Annotated in this window: 14 protein-coding genes; 10 read left to right on the forward strand and 4 right to left on the reverse strand. The window is 72.5% G+C overall.

Annotated elements, in window-relative coordinates; translation table 11 throughout:
• Window positions 1-31 precede the first annotated feature (31 nt).
• Genes ACQPZW_RS43905 through ACQPZW_RS43915 form a run of 3 tightly spaced genes read left to right on the forward strand, consistent with a single transcriptional unit; the run spans window position 32 to window position 3,669 of the window.
• Complete coding sequence (locus tag ACQPZW_RS43905; RefSeq protein WP_433791922.1) at window positions 32-1,525, forward strand: aldehyde dehydrogenase family protein; 1,494 nt, start codon at window positions 32-34, stop codon at window positions 1,523-1,525.
• A gap of 9 nt (window positions 1,526-1,534) precedes the next feature.
• The gene (locus tag ACQPZW_RS43910) at window positions 1,535-2,197 is read left to right on the forward strand and encodes an ABC transporter ATP-binding protein (protein ID WP_433791923.1); all 663 of its coding nucleotides are present in this window, start codon (window positions 1,535-1,537) and stop codon (window positions 2,195-2,197) included.
• Window positions 2,194-3,669 carry a DUF6297 family protein gene (locus ACQPZW_RS43915; RefSeq protein ID WP_433791924.1) on the forward strand — a complete coding sequence of 492 codons (1,476 nt, stop codon included), beginning with the start codon at window positions 2,194-2,196 and terminating at the stop codon, window positions 3,667-3,669. Before ACQPZW_RS43910 ends, ACQPZW_RS43915 begins: the two co-directional genes overlap by 4 nt.
• A gap of 143 nt (window positions 3,670-3,812) precedes the next feature.
• Here the strand turns inward: ACQPZW_RS43915 and nucS are convergent, their stop codons facing one another.
• On the reverse strand, window positions 3,813-4,472 hold the full coding sequence (nucS, locus tag ACQPZW_RS43920; protein WP_433791925.1) for an endonuclease NucS: 660 nt from the start codon (window positions 4,470-4,472) through the stop codon (window positions 3,813-3,815).
• 71 nt (window positions 4,473-4,543) lie between these two features.
• Here nucS and ACQPZW_RS43925 point away from each other — a divergent pair, with 71 nt between their 5' ends.
• The 4 genes from ACQPZW_RS43925 to ACQPZW_RS43940 are packed head-to-tail and all read left to right on the forward strand — an operon-like array spanning window position 4,544 to window position 9,782.
• Window positions 4,544-5,164 carry a DUF4126 domain-containing protein gene (locus ACQPZW_RS43925; protein WP_433791926.1) on the forward strand — a complete coding sequence of 207 codons (621 nt, stop codon included), beginning with the start codon at window positions 4,544-4,546 and terminating at the stop codon, window positions 5,162-5,164.
• Complete coding sequence (locus ACQPZW_RS43930; protein ID WP_433791927.1) at window positions 5,161-6,498, forward strand: hypothetical protein; 1,338 nt, start codon at window positions 5,161-5,163, stop codon at window positions 6,496-6,498. The genes ACQPZW_RS43925 and ACQPZW_RS43930 overlap by 4 nt, the downstream gene beginning before the upstream one ends.
• A 38-nt stretch (window positions 6,499-6,536) precedes the next feature.
• Window positions 6,537-8,999 (forward strand): FtsK/SpoIIIE domain-containing protein, encoded by a 2,463-nt coding sequence (locus ACQPZW_RS43935; RefSeq protein ID WP_433791928.1) that lies wholly within the window; start codon window positions 6,537-6,539, stop codon window positions 8,997-8,999.
• A 27-nt stretch (window positions 9,000-9,026) separates the two neighbouring features.
• Window positions 9,027-9,782, forward strand: coding sequence for a hypothetical protein (locus tag ACQPZW_RS43940; protein WP_433791929.1), 756 nt, complete (start codon window positions 9,027-9,029; stop codon window positions 9,780-9,782).
• 687 nt (window positions 9,783-10,469) lie between these two features.
• Here ACQPZW_RS43940 and ACQPZW_RS43945 read toward each other — a convergent pair.
• Window positions 10,470-11,318: a 3-hydroxyacyl-CoA dehydrogenase family protein gene (locus ACQPZW_RS43945; RefSeq protein ID WP_433791930.1), complete on the reverse strand. Its 849-nt coding sequence runs from the start codon at window positions 11,316-11,318 to the stop codon at window positions 10,470-10,472.
• Window positions 11,319-11,436: 118 nt separating this feature from the next.
• Between ACQPZW_RS43945 and ACQPZW_RS43950 the strand changes: the two genes are divergently transcribed.
• A complete protein-coding gene (locus ACQPZW_RS43950; protein ID WP_433791931.1) occupies window positions 11,437-11,772 on the forward strand; it encodes a hypothetical protein in 336 nt (111 codons plus the stop codon).
• Between the two features lie 45 nt (window positions 11,773-11,817).
• Here ACQPZW_RS43950 and murA read toward each other — a convergent pair whose 3' ends face one another.
• Complete coding sequence (gene murA, locus ACQPZW_RS43955; RefSeq protein ID WP_433791932.1) at window positions 11,818-13,104, reverse strand: UDP-N-acetylglucosamine 1-carboxyvinyltransferase; 1,287 nt, start codon at window positions 13,102-13,104, stop codon at window positions 11,818-11,820.
• A gap of 42 nt (window positions 13,105-13,146) precedes the next feature.
• Here murA and ACQPZW_RS43960 point away from each other — a divergent pair, with 42 nt between their 5' ends.
• Both ACQPZW_RS43960 and ACQPZW_RS43965 read left to right on the forward strand, forming a co-directional pair.
• Window positions 13,147-13,725: a cob(I)yrinic acid a,c-diamide adenosyltransferase gene (locus ACQPZW_RS43960; protein WP_433791933.1), complete on the forward strand. Its 579-nt coding sequence runs from the start codon at window positions 13,147-13,149 to the stop codon at window positions 13,723-13,725.
• Window positions 13,695-14,105, forward strand: coding sequence for a VOC family protein (locus tag ACQPZW_RS43965; protein WP_433791934.1), 411 nt, complete (start codon window positions 13,695-13,697; stop codon window positions 14,103-14,105). The genes ACQPZW_RS43960 and ACQPZW_RS43965 overlap by 31 nt, the downstream gene beginning before the upstream one ends.
• A gap of 315 nt (window positions 14,106-14,420) precedes the next feature.
• On the opposite strand, the gene ACQPZW_RS43970 is transcribed toward ACQPZW_RS43965, so the two are convergent.
• On the reverse strand, window positions 14,421-15,236 hold the full coding sequence (locus ACQPZW_RS43970; protein ID WP_433791935.1) for a PhzF family phenazine biosynthesis protein: 816 nt from the start codon (window positions 15,234-15,236) through the stop codon (window positions 14,421-14,423).
• Window positions 15,237-15,313 lie beyond the last annotated feature (77 nt).

Genomic DNA, 15,313 nt, shown 5'->3' on the forward strand with positions numbered 1-15,313 from the left:
TCGCTGGTAACAATCACCCTAGACTCGGGACATGACGGCGACTCACGTTCCCGGCCTCCCCGTGATCGATGACGGCTGGCTGATCTCCACCAACCCGGCCACCGGTGAGGAGGCCGGCCGTGTGCCGGTCGCCGACGAGAAGGCCGTGATCGCGGCCGTCGACCGGGCCCGCGAGGCCGCCGTGTGGTGGCAGGGGCTCGGCTTCGACGGCCGCAAGACCCGGCTGTTGCGCTGGCGCTCCCTGATCGTCCAGCGGATCGAGGAGCTGGCCGAGCTGGTCCACCGCGAGTCGGGCAAGCCCCTGGCCGACGGCACGATCGAGGCGGTCGCCGCGGTCGAGCACCTGGACTGGGCGGCCCGCCACGCGAAGAAGGTGCTCGGCCCGCGCCGGGTCCGCACCCGCATCCTGGTCGCCGAGCACTCCGGCCACCTGGAGTACCAGCCGTACGGTGTGGTCGGCGTGATCGGCCCGTGGAACTATCCGATCGTCACGCCGGTCGGCCCGATCAGCGGCGCGCTGGCCGCCGGCAACACGATCGTCTTCAAGCCCAGCGAGTACACACCGGTCGTCGGGCAGTGGCTGGCCGACACCTTCGCCGAGGTGGTCCCGGAGCACCCGGTGCTGCAGGCGGTGCACGGCCTCGGTGACGTCGGCGGGGCGCTGTGCCGCTCCGGGGTCAACAAGGTGTCGTTCACCGGCTCGACCGCCACCGCCAAGAAGGTGATGGCCGCCTGCGCGGAGAACCTGGTGCCGGTGGTGCTGGAGGCCGGCGGCAAGGATGCGCTGATCGTCGACGCGGACGCCGACGTGACGGCCGCCGCCGAGGCCGCGGTCTGGGGCGCCATGACCAACGCCGGGCAGACCTGCATCGGCATCGAGCGGGTCTACGCCGTCGAACCGGTCTACGACAGGTTCGTCGAGGCGGTCGTGGCCAAGGCCGGCAAGCTGCGCATCGGCGAGGAGATCGGGCCGATCACCATGCCCAAGCAGCTCGACATCATCCGCGACCACATCGAGGACGCGCTGGCCAAGGGCGGCCGGGCGGTGCTCGGCGGCGCCGAGGCGGTGCAGGCGCCGTTCGTGGCGCCGACCGTGCTGGTGGACGTGCCGGAGGACTCGTCGGAGATCCGCGAGGAGACCTTCGGGCCGACGCTGACGATCACCAAGGTCCGCGACGCCGACGAGGCCGTGCAGAAGGCCAACGACTCGCCGTACGGCCTGGGCGGCTCGGTCTTCGGCAAGAAGAACGCGATCCGCATCGCCCGCCGGCTGCGCTCCGGCATGGTGGCCGTGAACGGGACGCTCACCTTCGTCGGCATGGGCAACCTGCCGTTCGGCGGCGTCGGCGAGTCCGGCTTCGGGCGCATCCACGGCGAGGACGGGCTGCGCGAGTTCGCCCGGGCGAAGGCGATCACCGTGCGCCGCGGCCCATCGCTGCTGCCCGCCATGACCTTCGAGCGCACGCCCGCCCAGGTCCAGCAGATCGTGAAGGCGCTGCGCCTGCTGTACGGCCGCAAGCCCTAGTCTGTGTGGGTGGTTGATCACCCAGCGGTCGAGGTCGATGGTCTGCACGTGAGTTACGGCTCGACGCCGGTGCTGGTGGATGTGGGGCTCATCGTCCCGGCCGGCACCGGCGTCTGCGTGACCGGCGAGAACGGCATCGGCAAGTCCACACTGCTGCGTTGCGTGAGCAGTCTGCAGCAGCCCGGCGCGGGCAGCGTCCGGGTCTTCGGTGCCGTGCCCGGCGACAGCCCCGGCTTCTGGCGGGCCGTGGCCACCACGGTCGAGCCGCCCACCTGGTATCCGGGCCTGACCACCCGCGAGCACGCCGAGCTGGTGAGCCGGGCGCACGGCCAGGACCCGGACGAGTCCGGCATCGACGAGGCCCTCGAACGGTTCGGGCTGGCCGGGCACGCCGACGCGATCCCGCCGTCGCTGTCGTCGGGCCAGAAACAGCGGCTCACGCTGGCGCTGGTGCTGCTGCGCCCGAGCTCCCTGCTCATCCTGGACGAGCCGGAGCAGCGCCTCGACCCGGAGGGCCGGGCGATGGTCGCCGGGATGCTGGCCGACTACCTGGCCACCGGCGGCTCGCTGCTGCTGGCGAGCCACGACGACAAGTTCGCGGTGGCCTCCGGCGCCGAGCTGGTCTCGATGGAACAGCTGACCGGCACCGCCGGCGAGGACGACACACCGTGACCTCCGTCGTCGCGCTGCGGCCGGTCCGCCGCTGGATCCGCAAGGCACAGGCCTCCCACCGCGACCGTGGGGACGCGCTGGCCACCGTCTACACGGTTATCTTCTCGATCGCCGTGCTGTCGGTGATGGCACAGGACACCTTGCGCGCCGTCTTCAGCCCGCTCGTGCCCCATCTCAGCGGGGTCGGGGCCGCCGCCACGGCCGCCTGCAGCGCCGGCCTGATCCATCTGGCACTACGTCGGCTGGGGCCGGTCTCGGTCACCCGCCCGGCCGCCTACTTCCTGCTCACCGCCCCGGTCAGCCGGCCGAGACTGCTGGCTCCGTCACTGTTCGCCGCGGCCCTCGGTGCGGCCGTGGCCGGCGGCGCCGCGGCCTTCGGCATCCTCGGCAACACGGCGGCGACCGGGTCGATCCTCCTGGTGGCCACGGGGGCGCTCGCCGGCGTACTCCTCGCGCTCCTCGCCTCGGCCGCGCAATCGCGGCCGCGACTCGCGTCGCTCACCGACACCGTCGCCCGGATCGCGCTCGCCGTCGGCCTCGCCGGTCTGGTCGCCGAGGCGATCGGCTGGACGCCGCCCGCCCTCGGCGGTGAAGCCGCGGCCTCCGTCCTGGTCACGGCCATCGGTGCGGTCACGATCGTGGCGTTCTTCTTGGCGGTACGCGACCTCGCGCGCACACCCAACGACGCGATCCTCGAGTCCGCCAAGACCGCCGGAACACTCGCCGACTCGGTCTACGGCATCGAGCCGTCGTTCCTCTCCGGGATGCTGGAGCGCCGCTACTGGGCGTCCCGCCGGCTGCGGTCGACCCGGCTGCCCCGCAGGCTGCCGCCGCTCACCGGCCAGGACCTGCTGCTCGCCCGGCGCCGCCCGGCCCGTCTGCTGTGGACCGCCGCGTCCACCGCCCTGCCGCTGCTGCTGATCTCCGTCCCGCGGTGGGTGCTGGTGATCGCCCTGCTGACCGGCATGGTGATCGCGGCCAAGGCCACCACCGCCACGATCAAGACCGACGCCGGCAACCCGGTGCTGCTCCGGATGCTGGGCCTCACCTCACGCCAGGTCGTGCAGCAGCGGCTGTGGCTTCCGGCCGTCCTCGGCGGCGTCTGGGCCACCGTCGCACTGGGCCTGCTCCAGGCGGCCGGCGCCCTGCCGCCGGGCCAGTGGTGGGCGCTCGGCCCGGCACTCGGCGCGATCGGCGGCACCGCGGCGATCCGGGCGGCCCGGGCCGGTTTCGTCCGCAACGACCTGATCCCGATCGACACCCCGATGGGCTCCGTCCCGACCGGCCCGATCGTCTACGCCTTCGCCGGCCTGGACCTGCTGATCCTCGCCCTGCCCACGGTGATCCGCCTGCTCCAGGGTGCACCGGCCACGTGGAGCGCGATCGCCGTCCAGACCGGTGTGGCAGTCCTCGGCATCCGCGCCTACGTCTCCTGGACCACCGATCCCGACCGCGTCGGTCTGGCGAAGTGAGGCGACGGCCGGCGGTTTGGCGAAGTCAGGCGACGGCCGGCGGTTTTGGCGGTGACCGGCGGCCACGCGCGTGAGACGCGGTGACCGGCGGGAGTGTCGCCCGCATCGCGGTGTAGGGAACGGTGCTCTGCCTGGCCGTACGATCAGAAAAGGGTCAGCTCGTCTTTTTTCATGCCCCGCAGGGCGTCGTAATCGACGACGACGCAGCGGATCCCGCGGTCGGTGGCCAGGACCCGCGCCTGCGGCTTGATCTCCTGCGCGGCGAAGACGCCCTGGACCGGGGCGAGGAGCGGATCGCGGTTCATCAGCTCCAGATAGCGGGTCAGCTGCTCGACGCCGTCGATCTCGCCGCGGCGCTTGACCTCGACGGCGACCGACTTGCCCTCGGGGTCCTTGAGGAGCAGGTCGACCGGGCCGATCGCGGTCATGAACTCGCGGCGGACCAGGGTGAAGCCCTCGCCGAAGGTCTCCGGGTGCTTGGCCAGCAGCTCCTGCAGGTGCGCCTCGACACCGTCCTTGACCAGGCCGGGGTCAACACCCAACTCGTACGAGTAGTCCTGGAAGATCTCCTCCAGGGTGATCCGCAACTCCTCGCCGGCCTTGTTCACCACCTTCCACACGCCGGGGGCCTCCTGCAGCTTGCAGGGTGGGCTCATCCAGTTGAGCGGCTTGTAGGCACGGTCGTCGGCGTGGATCGACACCGACCCGTCGGCTTTGACCATCAGCAGCCGCACCGCCGGGGGCAGGTGGGCGGAGAGACGGCCGACATAGTCCACGGAGCACTTCGCGATGACCAGGCGCACCCCGAGACGGTACCTGACGTCCGGCGGAAGCCCGGCGGGCGGCACGAGCGTGGCGGTGCGATCCTGAGATCGTGCTAGAAGCATTGACCGGGACCGGTCTGGCCGCCTCCGCCGGGCTGAACGCCTACATTCCGCTGCTGACCATGGGTCTGCTGGCCCGCTACACGTCGGCGATCGACCTGCCGTCCGGGTCGTCGTGGCTGGCCAACGGCTGGACGCTGACGATCCTGGCGATCCTGCTGGCCATCGAGATGGTCGCCGACAAGGTGCCGGTGGTCGACCACGTCAACGACATCGTGCAGACGTTCGTCCGGCCGACCGCGGGCGGCCTGGCGTTCGGGGCCGGCTCGGCGTCGGAGACCGTCACGGTCGCCGATCCGGGCGCGTTCTTCACCTCGAACCAGTGGGCGCCGGTCGTCGCGGGCGGGGTGATCGCGCTCGTGGTGCACACCCTGAAAGCGGCGTCCCGGCCCGTGGTCAACGTGACCACCGCCGGATTCGGCGCGCCGGTCGCCAGCACCGCCGAGGACATCGGCAGTGTGGTGATGTCGGTGCTGGCCATCGTGCTTCCGGTGCTCGTCCTGGTCGGTCTCGGTCTGCTGGTGTGGGCGGCGGTCTGGGTGGTGCGGCGGAGGAGGCGCCGCCGACGGGACCGGGCCGGGGTTGTCGAGACCCGTCACCTGTTTGGTTGACTCTCGGGGTGCCCGCGATCGCCGTACCCGCCTTCGCCCTGAGTTGCTGGCTCGCCTGCTACCTGATCGGCCGTGATCCGACCAGGGCCACCCTGCGGTGGACGGCCACGGCGCTGGTGTCGTATGCGCTCGGGGTCGCCGCCTGGACCGTGTGGCCGGTCTCCGCCACCGCCGAGGTGCTGCTCTGCATCCCGGCCCTGTGCTGGGCCGGGGCCGTGGTGTCGCTGCTGCCGCTGACCCCGTCCGAGCGGCGGTCGATCGACCGGGGCGCCCTGCTCCTCGGCGGCGCCTTCCTGCTGATGATCATCTTTCTGCCGCAGGCGGGCCGGCTCGTGGTGCTCGCCCCGATGGTCGGCGCGCTGAGTCTGATGTGGCGGCTGCGCGAGCAGATCACGCCGAAGATGCTGCCGCTCGCCCTCACCGTGATGGCCGTGCTGTGCACGGGCGCCCTGGTGCTGCTGCTGTTCACCAGCTCCGGCGAGCTCGCCGCGATCGCCGCGCTCGGGCTCGACCTGCTGGTGGTCGGCTACCTGATGGCGGTGGCGCACGCGAGCGAGACCGGTGAGCGGCTGCGGCCCGACCTGCGGCGCTCGATGGTCGCGCAACTCGCGGTCCTGGTGCTGGCCGGCATCCCGGCCGGTGTGACCCTGTGGCTGATCCGGGATCACGACGGGCTGGCGCTGCTGCAGTTCGTCGTGCTGGCCGCCGGTTCGGCGCTGGCCGGGCTGGGCTCCCAGGTGCGCCGGGCGCTGGACCGGGTGGCGCTCGCCGACGACCAGCCGTTGCGGTCCGACCGGTCGGCGCTCTTCCTCAACGCGGACGCGCTGCTGCGGCGGCGGGAGCAGCGGAGGCTCAACACCATCGGCGAGCCGGAGTTCCTGCGGATGACCCGGCGCGCGATCAACGACTTCGGCGATCTGAACCGGCTGGCCCGCAGCCCGCTGACCGACCTGCCGGCGGTGGAGCGGCGACTGGCCGGACGGGAGGACCAGCCGCGGGCCCGGGCCCGGGAGCTGCGGGCGGTGCTGCGTGAGTGCGTGTCGTCGATGCGCCCGGCCGGGCCGTTCGGGACGACCGAGGAGTGGCGGTATTACAACGTCCTGCAGTTCTGCTGCGTGCTCGGCCTGAACCCGTACGCGCGGCGGCTGCGGACCGATGGGGCGAGCCGGGAGGCGCGGCTGGCCGTCGAGTGGTTCAAGCGGTATGTGCCCCGGGACGTCATGAAGCAGTGGCAGCGGGAGGCGGCCATGCTGGTGGCCGAGCAGCTGTGGATCGATGTGGTGGGCCGGCACCACGCACTCCCGCCAGCCGAGATCACGACACGCACCACCTAAACACCATAAAAGGTCATTTAGGGCTAATATCCCCGACCATGAGCCACCGCAACGCGCTGGTAGCCGCGGTGCGGCAGGAGCTCGCCGAAGCCCGCGGCACCGCCCGCGCGGTCCTCGCCGCCGCCGAGTCGGCCCGCGGCGAAGCCCAGCAGCGGCGACAGCTGGTACGCGAGGCGTACGCCACCTGCCTCACCCAGCTGGCCGCCGCCCGGGAGGCCGCCCGCCAGGAGGTCCAGCAGCGCTACCGCGGCGAGGCCACCCGGCTCGCCGGGCACCTGCGCGGCCTGGCCACGATGAGCGCCACCGGGGCGGCCGGCGCGCCGTGGCGGTTCTGGGCGCCCAGCGAACCCGAGCCGGGCACCACCCCCGGGCTGCTGCGGATCGGGACCATCACCTTCGACGAGACCGCCGCACTGCCCGCGCTCATCCCCCTGCTCGACCGTGCCCACCTGCACCTGAGTGGGCCCGCCGCCACCCTCGACGAGGTGATCACCGGTCTGCTGCTGCGGGCGCTCGGAAGCACCCGGCCCGGGGACGTCGACCTGATCGTCTACGACCCGGAGAGCCGCGGCGCGTTCTCCCGGCTCGGGCCCCGGGTCGTCGGGCCGGGCAGGCTCGGGGCGCTGCTCGAAGAGCTCTGCCACGCCGAGGATCACGACGCCTGGCGGCTCGTCGTGCTGCTCGCCGACCGGGCCACCGGCGACGAGCTGACGCGGGCTCAGCGGGCACAACTCGACCGGATCACGCGTACCGGGGTGGACCGCGGGGTGCATCTGGTCGTGCGGGGCCTGGACCTGCCGGCCCACCCGGCGGTCGAGCGGATAGTGGTGCACGACCGGGTGGCCGCGTGCGCGTCGCTCGGCCGGCTCGAAGTGCACCTCGACCCGCCGCCACCGGCCGCGCTCTGCCGGGACGTCGCCGAGCGGCAACGCCAGGGCCCACCCCCGGCCCGCCTCGCCGACCTGGAGCCGGGCACGCTGTGGGAGGAGTCGTCCCGGTACGGCCTGTCCGCCCCGATCGGCGACAGCACCGACGGCACGCTCGTCGGGATCCCGCTCGGCGACGACCTGCCGCACGCACTGATCGGCGGGCCGTCCGGCTCCGGCAAGACCAACCTGATCTACACCTGGCTGGGCTCCCTCGCCACCCGCTACGGCCCCGGTGAGCTCGCCGTCTACCTGCTCGACTTCAAGGAGGGCGGATCGTTCTCCCGGTACGTCCCCGGCCCCCGCGACCCGAGCTGGCTTCCGCAGGTCCGGCTCGCGGGTGTCAACGTCAAGAACGACCGGGAGTTCGGTCTGGCCGTACTCCGCCATCTCGGTGAGGAGCTGCGGACCCGGACCGCCCGCCGTGCCGGCCCCGACGACCACCCCCGCGTCGTCGCCGTCCTCGACGAGTTCCCGGTGCTGCTCGACGGCCGGGACGCCGTCGCCGACGAGGCGGCCGGGCTGCTCGAGGACCTGGCCCGGCGCGGCGGCGACCACGGCATCCACCTGGTCCTCGCGACCCGTGACACGGACGGCCTGCGGGCGCTGCAGGGCCGGCCCACCCTGCTCGCGCCGTTCACGCTGCGGATCGCCCTACCCAAGGCGAGCCGGATCCTCGCCGACGACAACCTGGCCGCCTCCGTCATCCCGGCCCGGCACGCGGTCGTCAACACCGAGTCCGGGCTGGCCGGGGCGAACCGGGTGGTCCGGCTGCCGGACGCCGGTGACCCGGCCGGATGGCGGGCCACCCAGCGGCGCCTGTGGCGATCCCGGCCGCCGGGCTGCGAGGAGCCACGGCTTTTCGACGGGGACGCGGTGCCCCGCCTGCCGTCGGCGTACCGGCCGTCCGGGCGGGTGCCCGCCGCCGGCGCCCCGGTCGGCTCCTCCCCCGGCGCGGTCCTCGGCGAGCGGATCGACGTGTCGGCGCGGCCCGCCCGCGTCCGGCTCGGCCGCATGCCCGGCCGCAACCTGGCGGTCATCGGCGCCCGAGCCGACGAGGCCTGCGACGTGCTGGCCGCGGCCGCCCTGTCACTGGCCGCCCAGGGACCCGCCCACTTCAGCATCGTCTGCCTCGAGGCGTCCGCGGAACGCTCGGCGGCCCGGCTCGTCGCCGAGCTCCCCGCCGCCGACTGGTACGACACATCCGACGTCCACTTCGACCCGCCCGCCTCGGACGTGCCGCGGTACCTGATCGGATACGGACTCGAAGCGGCCGGCCCCCGGCACCGTCCGGCGTTGCGGGCCCTCCTCGACACCGGGCCGTCCCGGCGGGTGCACGTCCTCGGCTGGTGGCGCTCCGTCAGCCGGCTCCGCGACGACCTGGCCGGGCGGTTCGACCCGATCGGCGCATGGGTGGCCCTCGACGTGCACGGGACGGACCTGGCGCCGCTCTACCCGCAGCCGGGCGGGCCGCTGTGGCGACCACGGCCGCGCCGGGCCCTGTTCTTCGACCGGTCGGTCCACCGCACACCCGAAGTGATCATCCCGTACGAGGTGAACAGTGACCACACCTGACCCCCACCGCCGCCGCCGAGGTGAACAGTGACCACACGTGATCGTCAACCGCTCGGTCGTGACTATCAGTTGATGGTGAGCGCGCTCGCCGACGTCACCCGTCGCCGCGACGCCGAACTCGACGACGCCGAACAGGCCTACCACGACCATGCCGCCCGGGCCGCCGGCGAGCTCGCCCGCGCCGAGGGCGAGGCCCTGGCCGCCGACCGCTGGGCCGGCGCCGCCGCGGCCCAGGTGCTCGATGTGGACCGCGAGGCCGCCCGTCTCTGGGACCAGCTCCGCCGAGCCCGTGGCCTGCGAATCCGCGCCATCGGCGAGATGCCCGAGCCGGCCTCCGTCGAGGCCATGCCCCGGGTCGCCCTGCAGCGCCGCCCCGAACCCGGCGAAGACGTCGTCCCCGCCGGCCGCCAGTCACCGCGCGTGCTGCTCTCCCGCGCCGCCGACCGCATCGACGTGACCCTCCACCCGGCCGGCAACGGCGCCCTCCCCCGCTGGGCACTACCGCTGCTCCCGCTGATCGGCGCCCTCAGCGCGTTCGCGACCGGTCTGGTAGCCGCCGGCCTCGTGACGTTCGGTGACACCGCACTCTGGGGTGGACCGGTCATCCGCGGTCTCGGCTGGCTGACGTTCCTCCTCGCCCCGTCCGCGGGGGTGCCGCCGGCGGCCTACCTCACGCACCGTCGCATGCGCGCCCGCATGGACATCGGCGGCATCGGCCTGACCCTGATCGGCGGCATGCTCGCCGCCACCCTGCTATCGCTGTCGTTCGCCGCCACGCGCTGACCACTTTCGGTCAGAGCGCCCCCCAGCCGGGCCGTCCCCGCGCCGCCCCGCCCGCCGGGAGATCCGGTTTCCGCCCGGCGCCGGCGGTCCCGCACCGTCGGCCCTCCCGACCCCAGCGGCTCCGCACCGCCGCCAGCCCCTCGCGGTCAGTGGGTCCTTCTCTTCACACCTCTCTTGTACGGCCACGAAAGTCACGTGGCTCCCGGCGGCCCGGCGTGGCGGCCCGTCACCATCGCCCTCACCTCCGGCTCATGCAGGCACCTCACCGGCTACGGGGTGACGCCTCCCGCCAGGCCCGCTCGACCTCCCCACAAGCACCATCGGGTGCGCCTACCCGCCCATGGAAAGGCCCGAATCTCACCCGACCGACCGGGTGCCACCACCACGCCAAAGACGGCGAACACACCCACACCACCGATCGGGCGCCGTCGCTGCTCGGGCGGGGCCCTGGTGATGAGCGGCGCGACCGGCTCTCCGGCGGCAGCCGCCGAAGGCGGGGGACGTTTGGGTGCGGTTGTGGGAGTCGTGGCCGTACCGCCGAGGGTTCTGCAGGAAGAACGAAGCGTGCCGGGCACCGCAATGCGGCACCCGGCACCTACGCCGGCGTTGGGTCAGGCAACAACCAAGGCCGGCAAGCCTCACTGAGACCGGCACCCCTTACGGACCGGTGAGCCTGGCTGGAAAGGATCAGTAGCTGTAGAAGCCCTTGCCGGTTTTGCGGCCGAGGTCGCCGGCCGTGACCATGCGCTGCAGGAGCTCCGGCGGGAAGAACTTCTCGTCGGCGGTGTCGCGGTAGATGTTGCTGGTCGCGTTGAGCATCACGTCGAGCCCGGTGAGGTCGACGGTGGCGAGCGGCCCCATCGCGTGCCCGAAACCGAGCTTCATGACGGTGTCCAGGTCGGCGGCGGAGACGACGCCGGACTCGACGAGCTGGATGGCCTCGACGAGGATCGCCGAGAAGAGGCGGTTGGAGACGAAGCCGGCGACGTCGCGCTTGACCTCGACGCACGTCTTGCCGACCTCTTCGGCGTAGTTGCGGGCGGCCGCCAGGGTCGCGTCGGAGGTTTGGTAGCCGCGGACCAGCTCGACCAGCTTCATCATCGGGACCGGTGAGAAGAAGTGGATGCCGACGACCGATTCCGGTCGGCTGGTGACGGTGGCGATCTGGGTGATCGGGATGGCGGAGGTGTTGGTGCCGAGGATCGCGCCGGGCTTGCAGATCTTGTCGAGGGCCTTGAAGACCTCGTGCTTGGCCTCCACCTTCTCGTAGATCGCCTCGACCACGACGTCGGCGTCGGCCGCCGCGTCCAGGTCGGTGGTGGGGGTGATGCGGGCGAGGGTGGCCTCGACGTCCCCCTCGGCGATCTTGCCCTTGGCCGCGAACCGGCTCAGCGAGTCCTTGATCGCGGTCATGCCGCGGTTGAGCGAGGCGTCGTCGACGTCCCGCATGGTGACCTGCCAGCCGGCCTGGGCGGAGACCTGGGCGATGCCGGAGCCCATCAAACCGGAACCGATGACCGCGAGACGACCTGCCATGATCCACTCCTTTGTGAGAGACCGTCAGTTTAGCGGCGCTCCTTAACGGAAGTTCAGCACGGCTCCCGATCGGGGCGAATCACCGGAAAACGCGCGACTACGGTGCGAGACTGTGCCCATGGCCACGAGCGACGGCTGGTACCTCATCGGACCGCTGATCGCCGTCGGTCTGGTCGGATTCCTCGGCGCCGTGTTCTGGCGCATGGGCCTGCAACCCACCGTCACCCAGGAGACGGCCCCCGACGGCCTGACGATCTTCGGGGAGCCGGACGACTACGGCCTGCTGTGGCCGGCCGCCGTCACCGACGAGCCCGAGGTCGCCGACGAGATCCGGCGACTGCTGTCCGACGCGGGCATCCGAGCCACGACGGCGATCCGGCGCGACGGCCGGGTGAGTGTGCTGGTCTTCTCCGAAGAGGTGGAGGAGGCCCGCCGGCTGGTGGCCTCCCTGTGAGCCCTCAGAAGTCGAACGTGAGCCTCAGAAGGTGAACGTGAGCCCTCAGAAGTCGAACGTCGGCTCCGGAACGTCGGTCCGCTCCACCTCGACGCCGAGACGCTCCAGGTCGGAGACGAAGTCCGGATAGCCGCGGTCGATGTGGTGCACCTCGCCGACCTCGGTCACCCCGTCGGCGCACAGCCCGGCGATGACCAGGCCCGCCCCGGCGCGGATGTCGGTGGCCCGCACCGGCGCCCCGGACAGCCGGTCCCGCCCGTTGACGACCGCGTGGTGCCCGTCGGTACGGATGTCCGCCCCCAACCGCACCATCTCGTTCACGAACATGAACCGTCCGTCGAAGATGTTCTCGGTGATCAGCGACGACCCCTCGGCCACCGCGGCCAGCCCCAGAGCCATCGGCAGCAGGTCGGTCGCGAACCCCGGATAGGGCAGCGTCACGATGTCGACGCCGCGCGGCCGCTCGTCCATCCGCACCCGGAAGCGGTTGTCCCCCGGCTCGACGGTCGCGCCCGCGGTCACCAGCTTGTCCAGCGCGATGTCCAGGAACTCGGGCCGCACCCCGTGCACGGTCACGTCCCCACGGGTCATCACCGACGCGAACGCCCAGGTGCCGCCGACGATCCGGTCACCGATGGTCCGGTGGCTCACCGGCTTCAGCGCGTCCACCCCCTCGACGATCAGGGTCGACGAGCCGGCGCCCTCGATCTTGGCGCCCATGGCGGTGAGCATGTCGCAGATGTCGACGATCTCCGGCTCCCGCGCCGCGTTGTCGATCTCCGTGACGCCCTTGGCCAGCACCGCGGCCATCAGGATGTTCTCGGTCGCGCCGACACTCGGGAAGTCCAGCCAGATCTTCGCCCCGTGCAGGCCTCCGGGCGCCGACGCGATCACGAACCCGTGCTCGCCGGTGATCTCTGCACCCATCCGGGCCAGGCCGGACACGTGCATGTCCAGGCCACGCGAGCCGATCATGTCGCCGCCGGGCAGCGCCACCCGCACGTAGCCGCGGCGGGCCAGCAGCGGCCCGAGCACGCAGATCGACGCGCGCAGCCGCCGCACCAGGTCGTAGTCGGCCTCACTGCCCGGCTCGGCGGGCACGTCGATGATCGCGTCGGTGCCGTCGAGCGTGACGTCGCAGCCCAGCCGGCGAAGCACCTCGGCCATGATGGCTATGTCGGTGATCCGGGGCACGTTCGACACCACACTGCGCCCCTCGGCCAGTAGCGCGACCGCCATCAGCTTGAGTGCCGAGTTCTTCGCGCCGCCCACCTTGACGTCGCCGGCGAGGCGCGCCCCGCCCTTCACCCTGATCACATCCACGCGGGCCATCGTATGGTCCCGCCCCCACTCGCGCCTCGTAGGGTGGGGCGCATGGCTGTGCATCTCACCCGCATTTACACCCGGGCCGGCGACGGCGGACAGACCAGACTGGTCAACAACGAGCTCGCGCCGAAGACCGCACCACGGATCGCCGCCTACGCCGACGCCGACGAGTGCAACGCCGCCCTGGGCGCCGCGATCGCGCTCGGCGACCTGTCCGACGACGTCCGGCAGGTGCTCGGCACCATTCAGAACGATCTGTTCGACCTGGGCGCCGATCTGGGCAATCCGCTGAGCGACGACCCGCCGTACCCTCCGTTGCGCATCACCGAGGCCTATGTGACGAGGCTCGAGGGCTGGTGCGACGAGTTCAACGAGCGGCTCGCCGCGCTGGACAGTTTCATCCTCCCGGGCGGCACTCCGGGCGCGGCGCTGCTGCATGTGGCCCGCACCGTCGCGCGCCGGGCCGAGCGCACCGCGTGGGCCCTCTACGAGCTGGAGCCCTCGACGACGAGCACGCTGCCGCTGAAATACCTGAACCGGCTCTCCGACCTGCTGTTCATCCTGTCCCGGGTCGCCAACCCGTCCGGCGACGTGAAATGGGTGCCCGGCGGCGACCGGAAGCGATGATCCACCACATCGAGCTCTGGGTTCCCGATCTGCCCGGCGCCCTGCGCCCGTGGGGCTGGCTCCTGGGCGAGCTCGGCTGGACCCCGTTCCAGGAGTGGCCGGCCGGCCACTCCTGGAAGCACGGTCGCCTCTACCTGGTCCTGGAGCAGTCCCCGGCCCTCTCCGGGCCGGTTCACGACCGCCTGGCGCCGGGGCTCAACCATCTGGCCTTCCACGCCGGCCCACCGGCTGCGGTCGACAGACTGGCCGCCGCGGCGCCGGATCACGGCTGGTCCCCGCTGTTCGCCGACCGCTACCCGCACGCCGGCGGCCCGGACTGCCACGCCGCCTACCTCACCGATGCCTGGGGCTACGAGGTCGAACTGGTCGCCGAGACCTGACCCCACGACGCGGCCTCCCGCGACCACCGCCACCCTCACCGCAGGCGGCCACGTCAGGGTTCACGCCTTGCCTCTTCCGGTACGCCGTCGGCCCCCCTCGACCTCGAGCCACGCCTCTCGTGGCTACGACGCGACGCTGTCGGCCGGTACCGGCCGACAGCGCGGCCGCCGGGCTGATGCGGTGGTCCCTCGAACGTCGCCCACCGGCCACGCACGTCACGCCACCGCACCGCCCGACCCGGTGACCCTCCGGCCGCCCGGCGGGGGTGCGATCCGCTGCCGGACGCGGCGATCCTGCACAACCGCGGGCCGGGGTCAGGCCAGGAGCTCGCCGTCGATGGTGGTGACGGCATGGCCGCTCAGGTGGGTGCGGTCGCCGTTCAGGCTGACGCGGACCAGGCCGCCCCGTGGGGACGCCTGATAGCCGGTCAGGTCGGTGCGGCCCAGCCGCCGCGCCCAGAACGGCGTGAGGGCGGTGTGGGCGCTCCCGGTGACCGGATCCTCGTCGACGCCCACGGCCGGTGCGAAGAAGCGGGAGACGAAGTCGTACCCGGACGCCGGGTCGGCGGCGGCCGCGGTGACGATCACGCCTCGCCGGGTGAGCCGGGCGACCGTCCGCAGGTCGGGTTCGAGGCCCCGGACCGCCTTCTCGTCGGCGACCTCGAAGAGCAGGTCGTCGGTGCTGGGGCCGGTGTGCAGCACGGTCCGGAAGTCGATGCCGAGCGCCGCCACGAGCTCCGGGTCGGCGTCGACCGGGCTGAGCGGTGCGGTCGGGAAGTCGAGGGTGATCAGCCCGCCGGCACCGACGGAGGCGGCCAGCACGCCGCTGAGGGTGCCGTAGGTGGCCCGCTCCCCGATCAGACCGGCCCGGTGCAGCACATGGGTGGTGGCGAGCGTGGCGTGCCCGCAGAGCGCCACCTCGACGGCCGGAGTGAACCAGCGCAGCGCCCAGCCGGTCTCCGCGCCGTCGGGCAGCCGCCGCACGAACGCCGTCTCGGCGTGTCTGACCTCGGCGGCCACCTGCGACATCCACTCGTCGGTGGGGAACGCGTCCCCGTCCAGGACCACCACTCCGGCGGGATTGCCGGCGAACGGCCGGTCGGTGAAGGCGTCCACGATTCTGATCCGCATGAGCCGACGGTACGAAATCGACCGGCGGGAGACGACAGCCGATCCGGGTAACGCGGCCACGCGACCCCGGACGACCA

This window comes from Actinoplanes sp. CA-252034, assembly GCF_050956125.1.
Lineage (GTDB): Bacteria > Actinomycetota > Actinomycetes > Mycobacteriales > Micromonosporaceae > Actinoplanes.

Excerpts from the sequence above, each read along its gene's own strand:
- ACQPZW_RS43965 (WP_433791934.1), top strand. The coding sequence starts at position 13,695 with ATGGGTGCCCGGCGGCGACCGGAAGCGATGATCCACCACATCGAGCTC.
- ACQPZW_RS43945 (WP_433791930.1), bottom strand. The coding sequence starts at position 11,318 with ATGGCAGGTCGTCTCGCGGTCATCGGTTCCGGTTTGATGGGCTCCGGC.
- ACQPZW_RS43950 (WP_433791931.1), top strand. The coding sequence starts at position 11,437 with ATGGCCACGAGCGACGGCTGGTACCTCATCGGACCGCTGATCGCCGTC.
- ACQPZW_RS43935 (WP_433791928.1), top strand. The coding sequence starts at position 6,537 with ATGAGCCACCGCAACGCGCTGGTAGCCGCGGTGCGGCAGGAGCTCGCC.
- murA (WP_433791932.1), bottom strand. The coding sequence starts at position 13,104 with ATGGCCCGCGTGGATGTGATCAGGGTGAAGGGCGGGGCGCGCCTCGCC.
- ACQPZW_RS43970 (WP_433791935.1), bottom strand. The coding sequence starts at position 15,236 with ATGCGGATCAGAATCGTGGACGCCTTCACCGACCGGCCGTTCGCCGGC.
- ACQPZW_RS43960 (WP_433791933.1), top strand. The coding sequence starts at position 13,147 with ATGGCTGTGCATCTCACCCGCATTTACACCCGGGCCGGCGACGGCGGA.
- ACQPZW_RS43905 (WP_433791922.1), top strand. The coding sequence starts at position 32 with ATGACGGCGACTCACGTTCCCGGCCTCCCCGTGATCGATGACGGCTGG.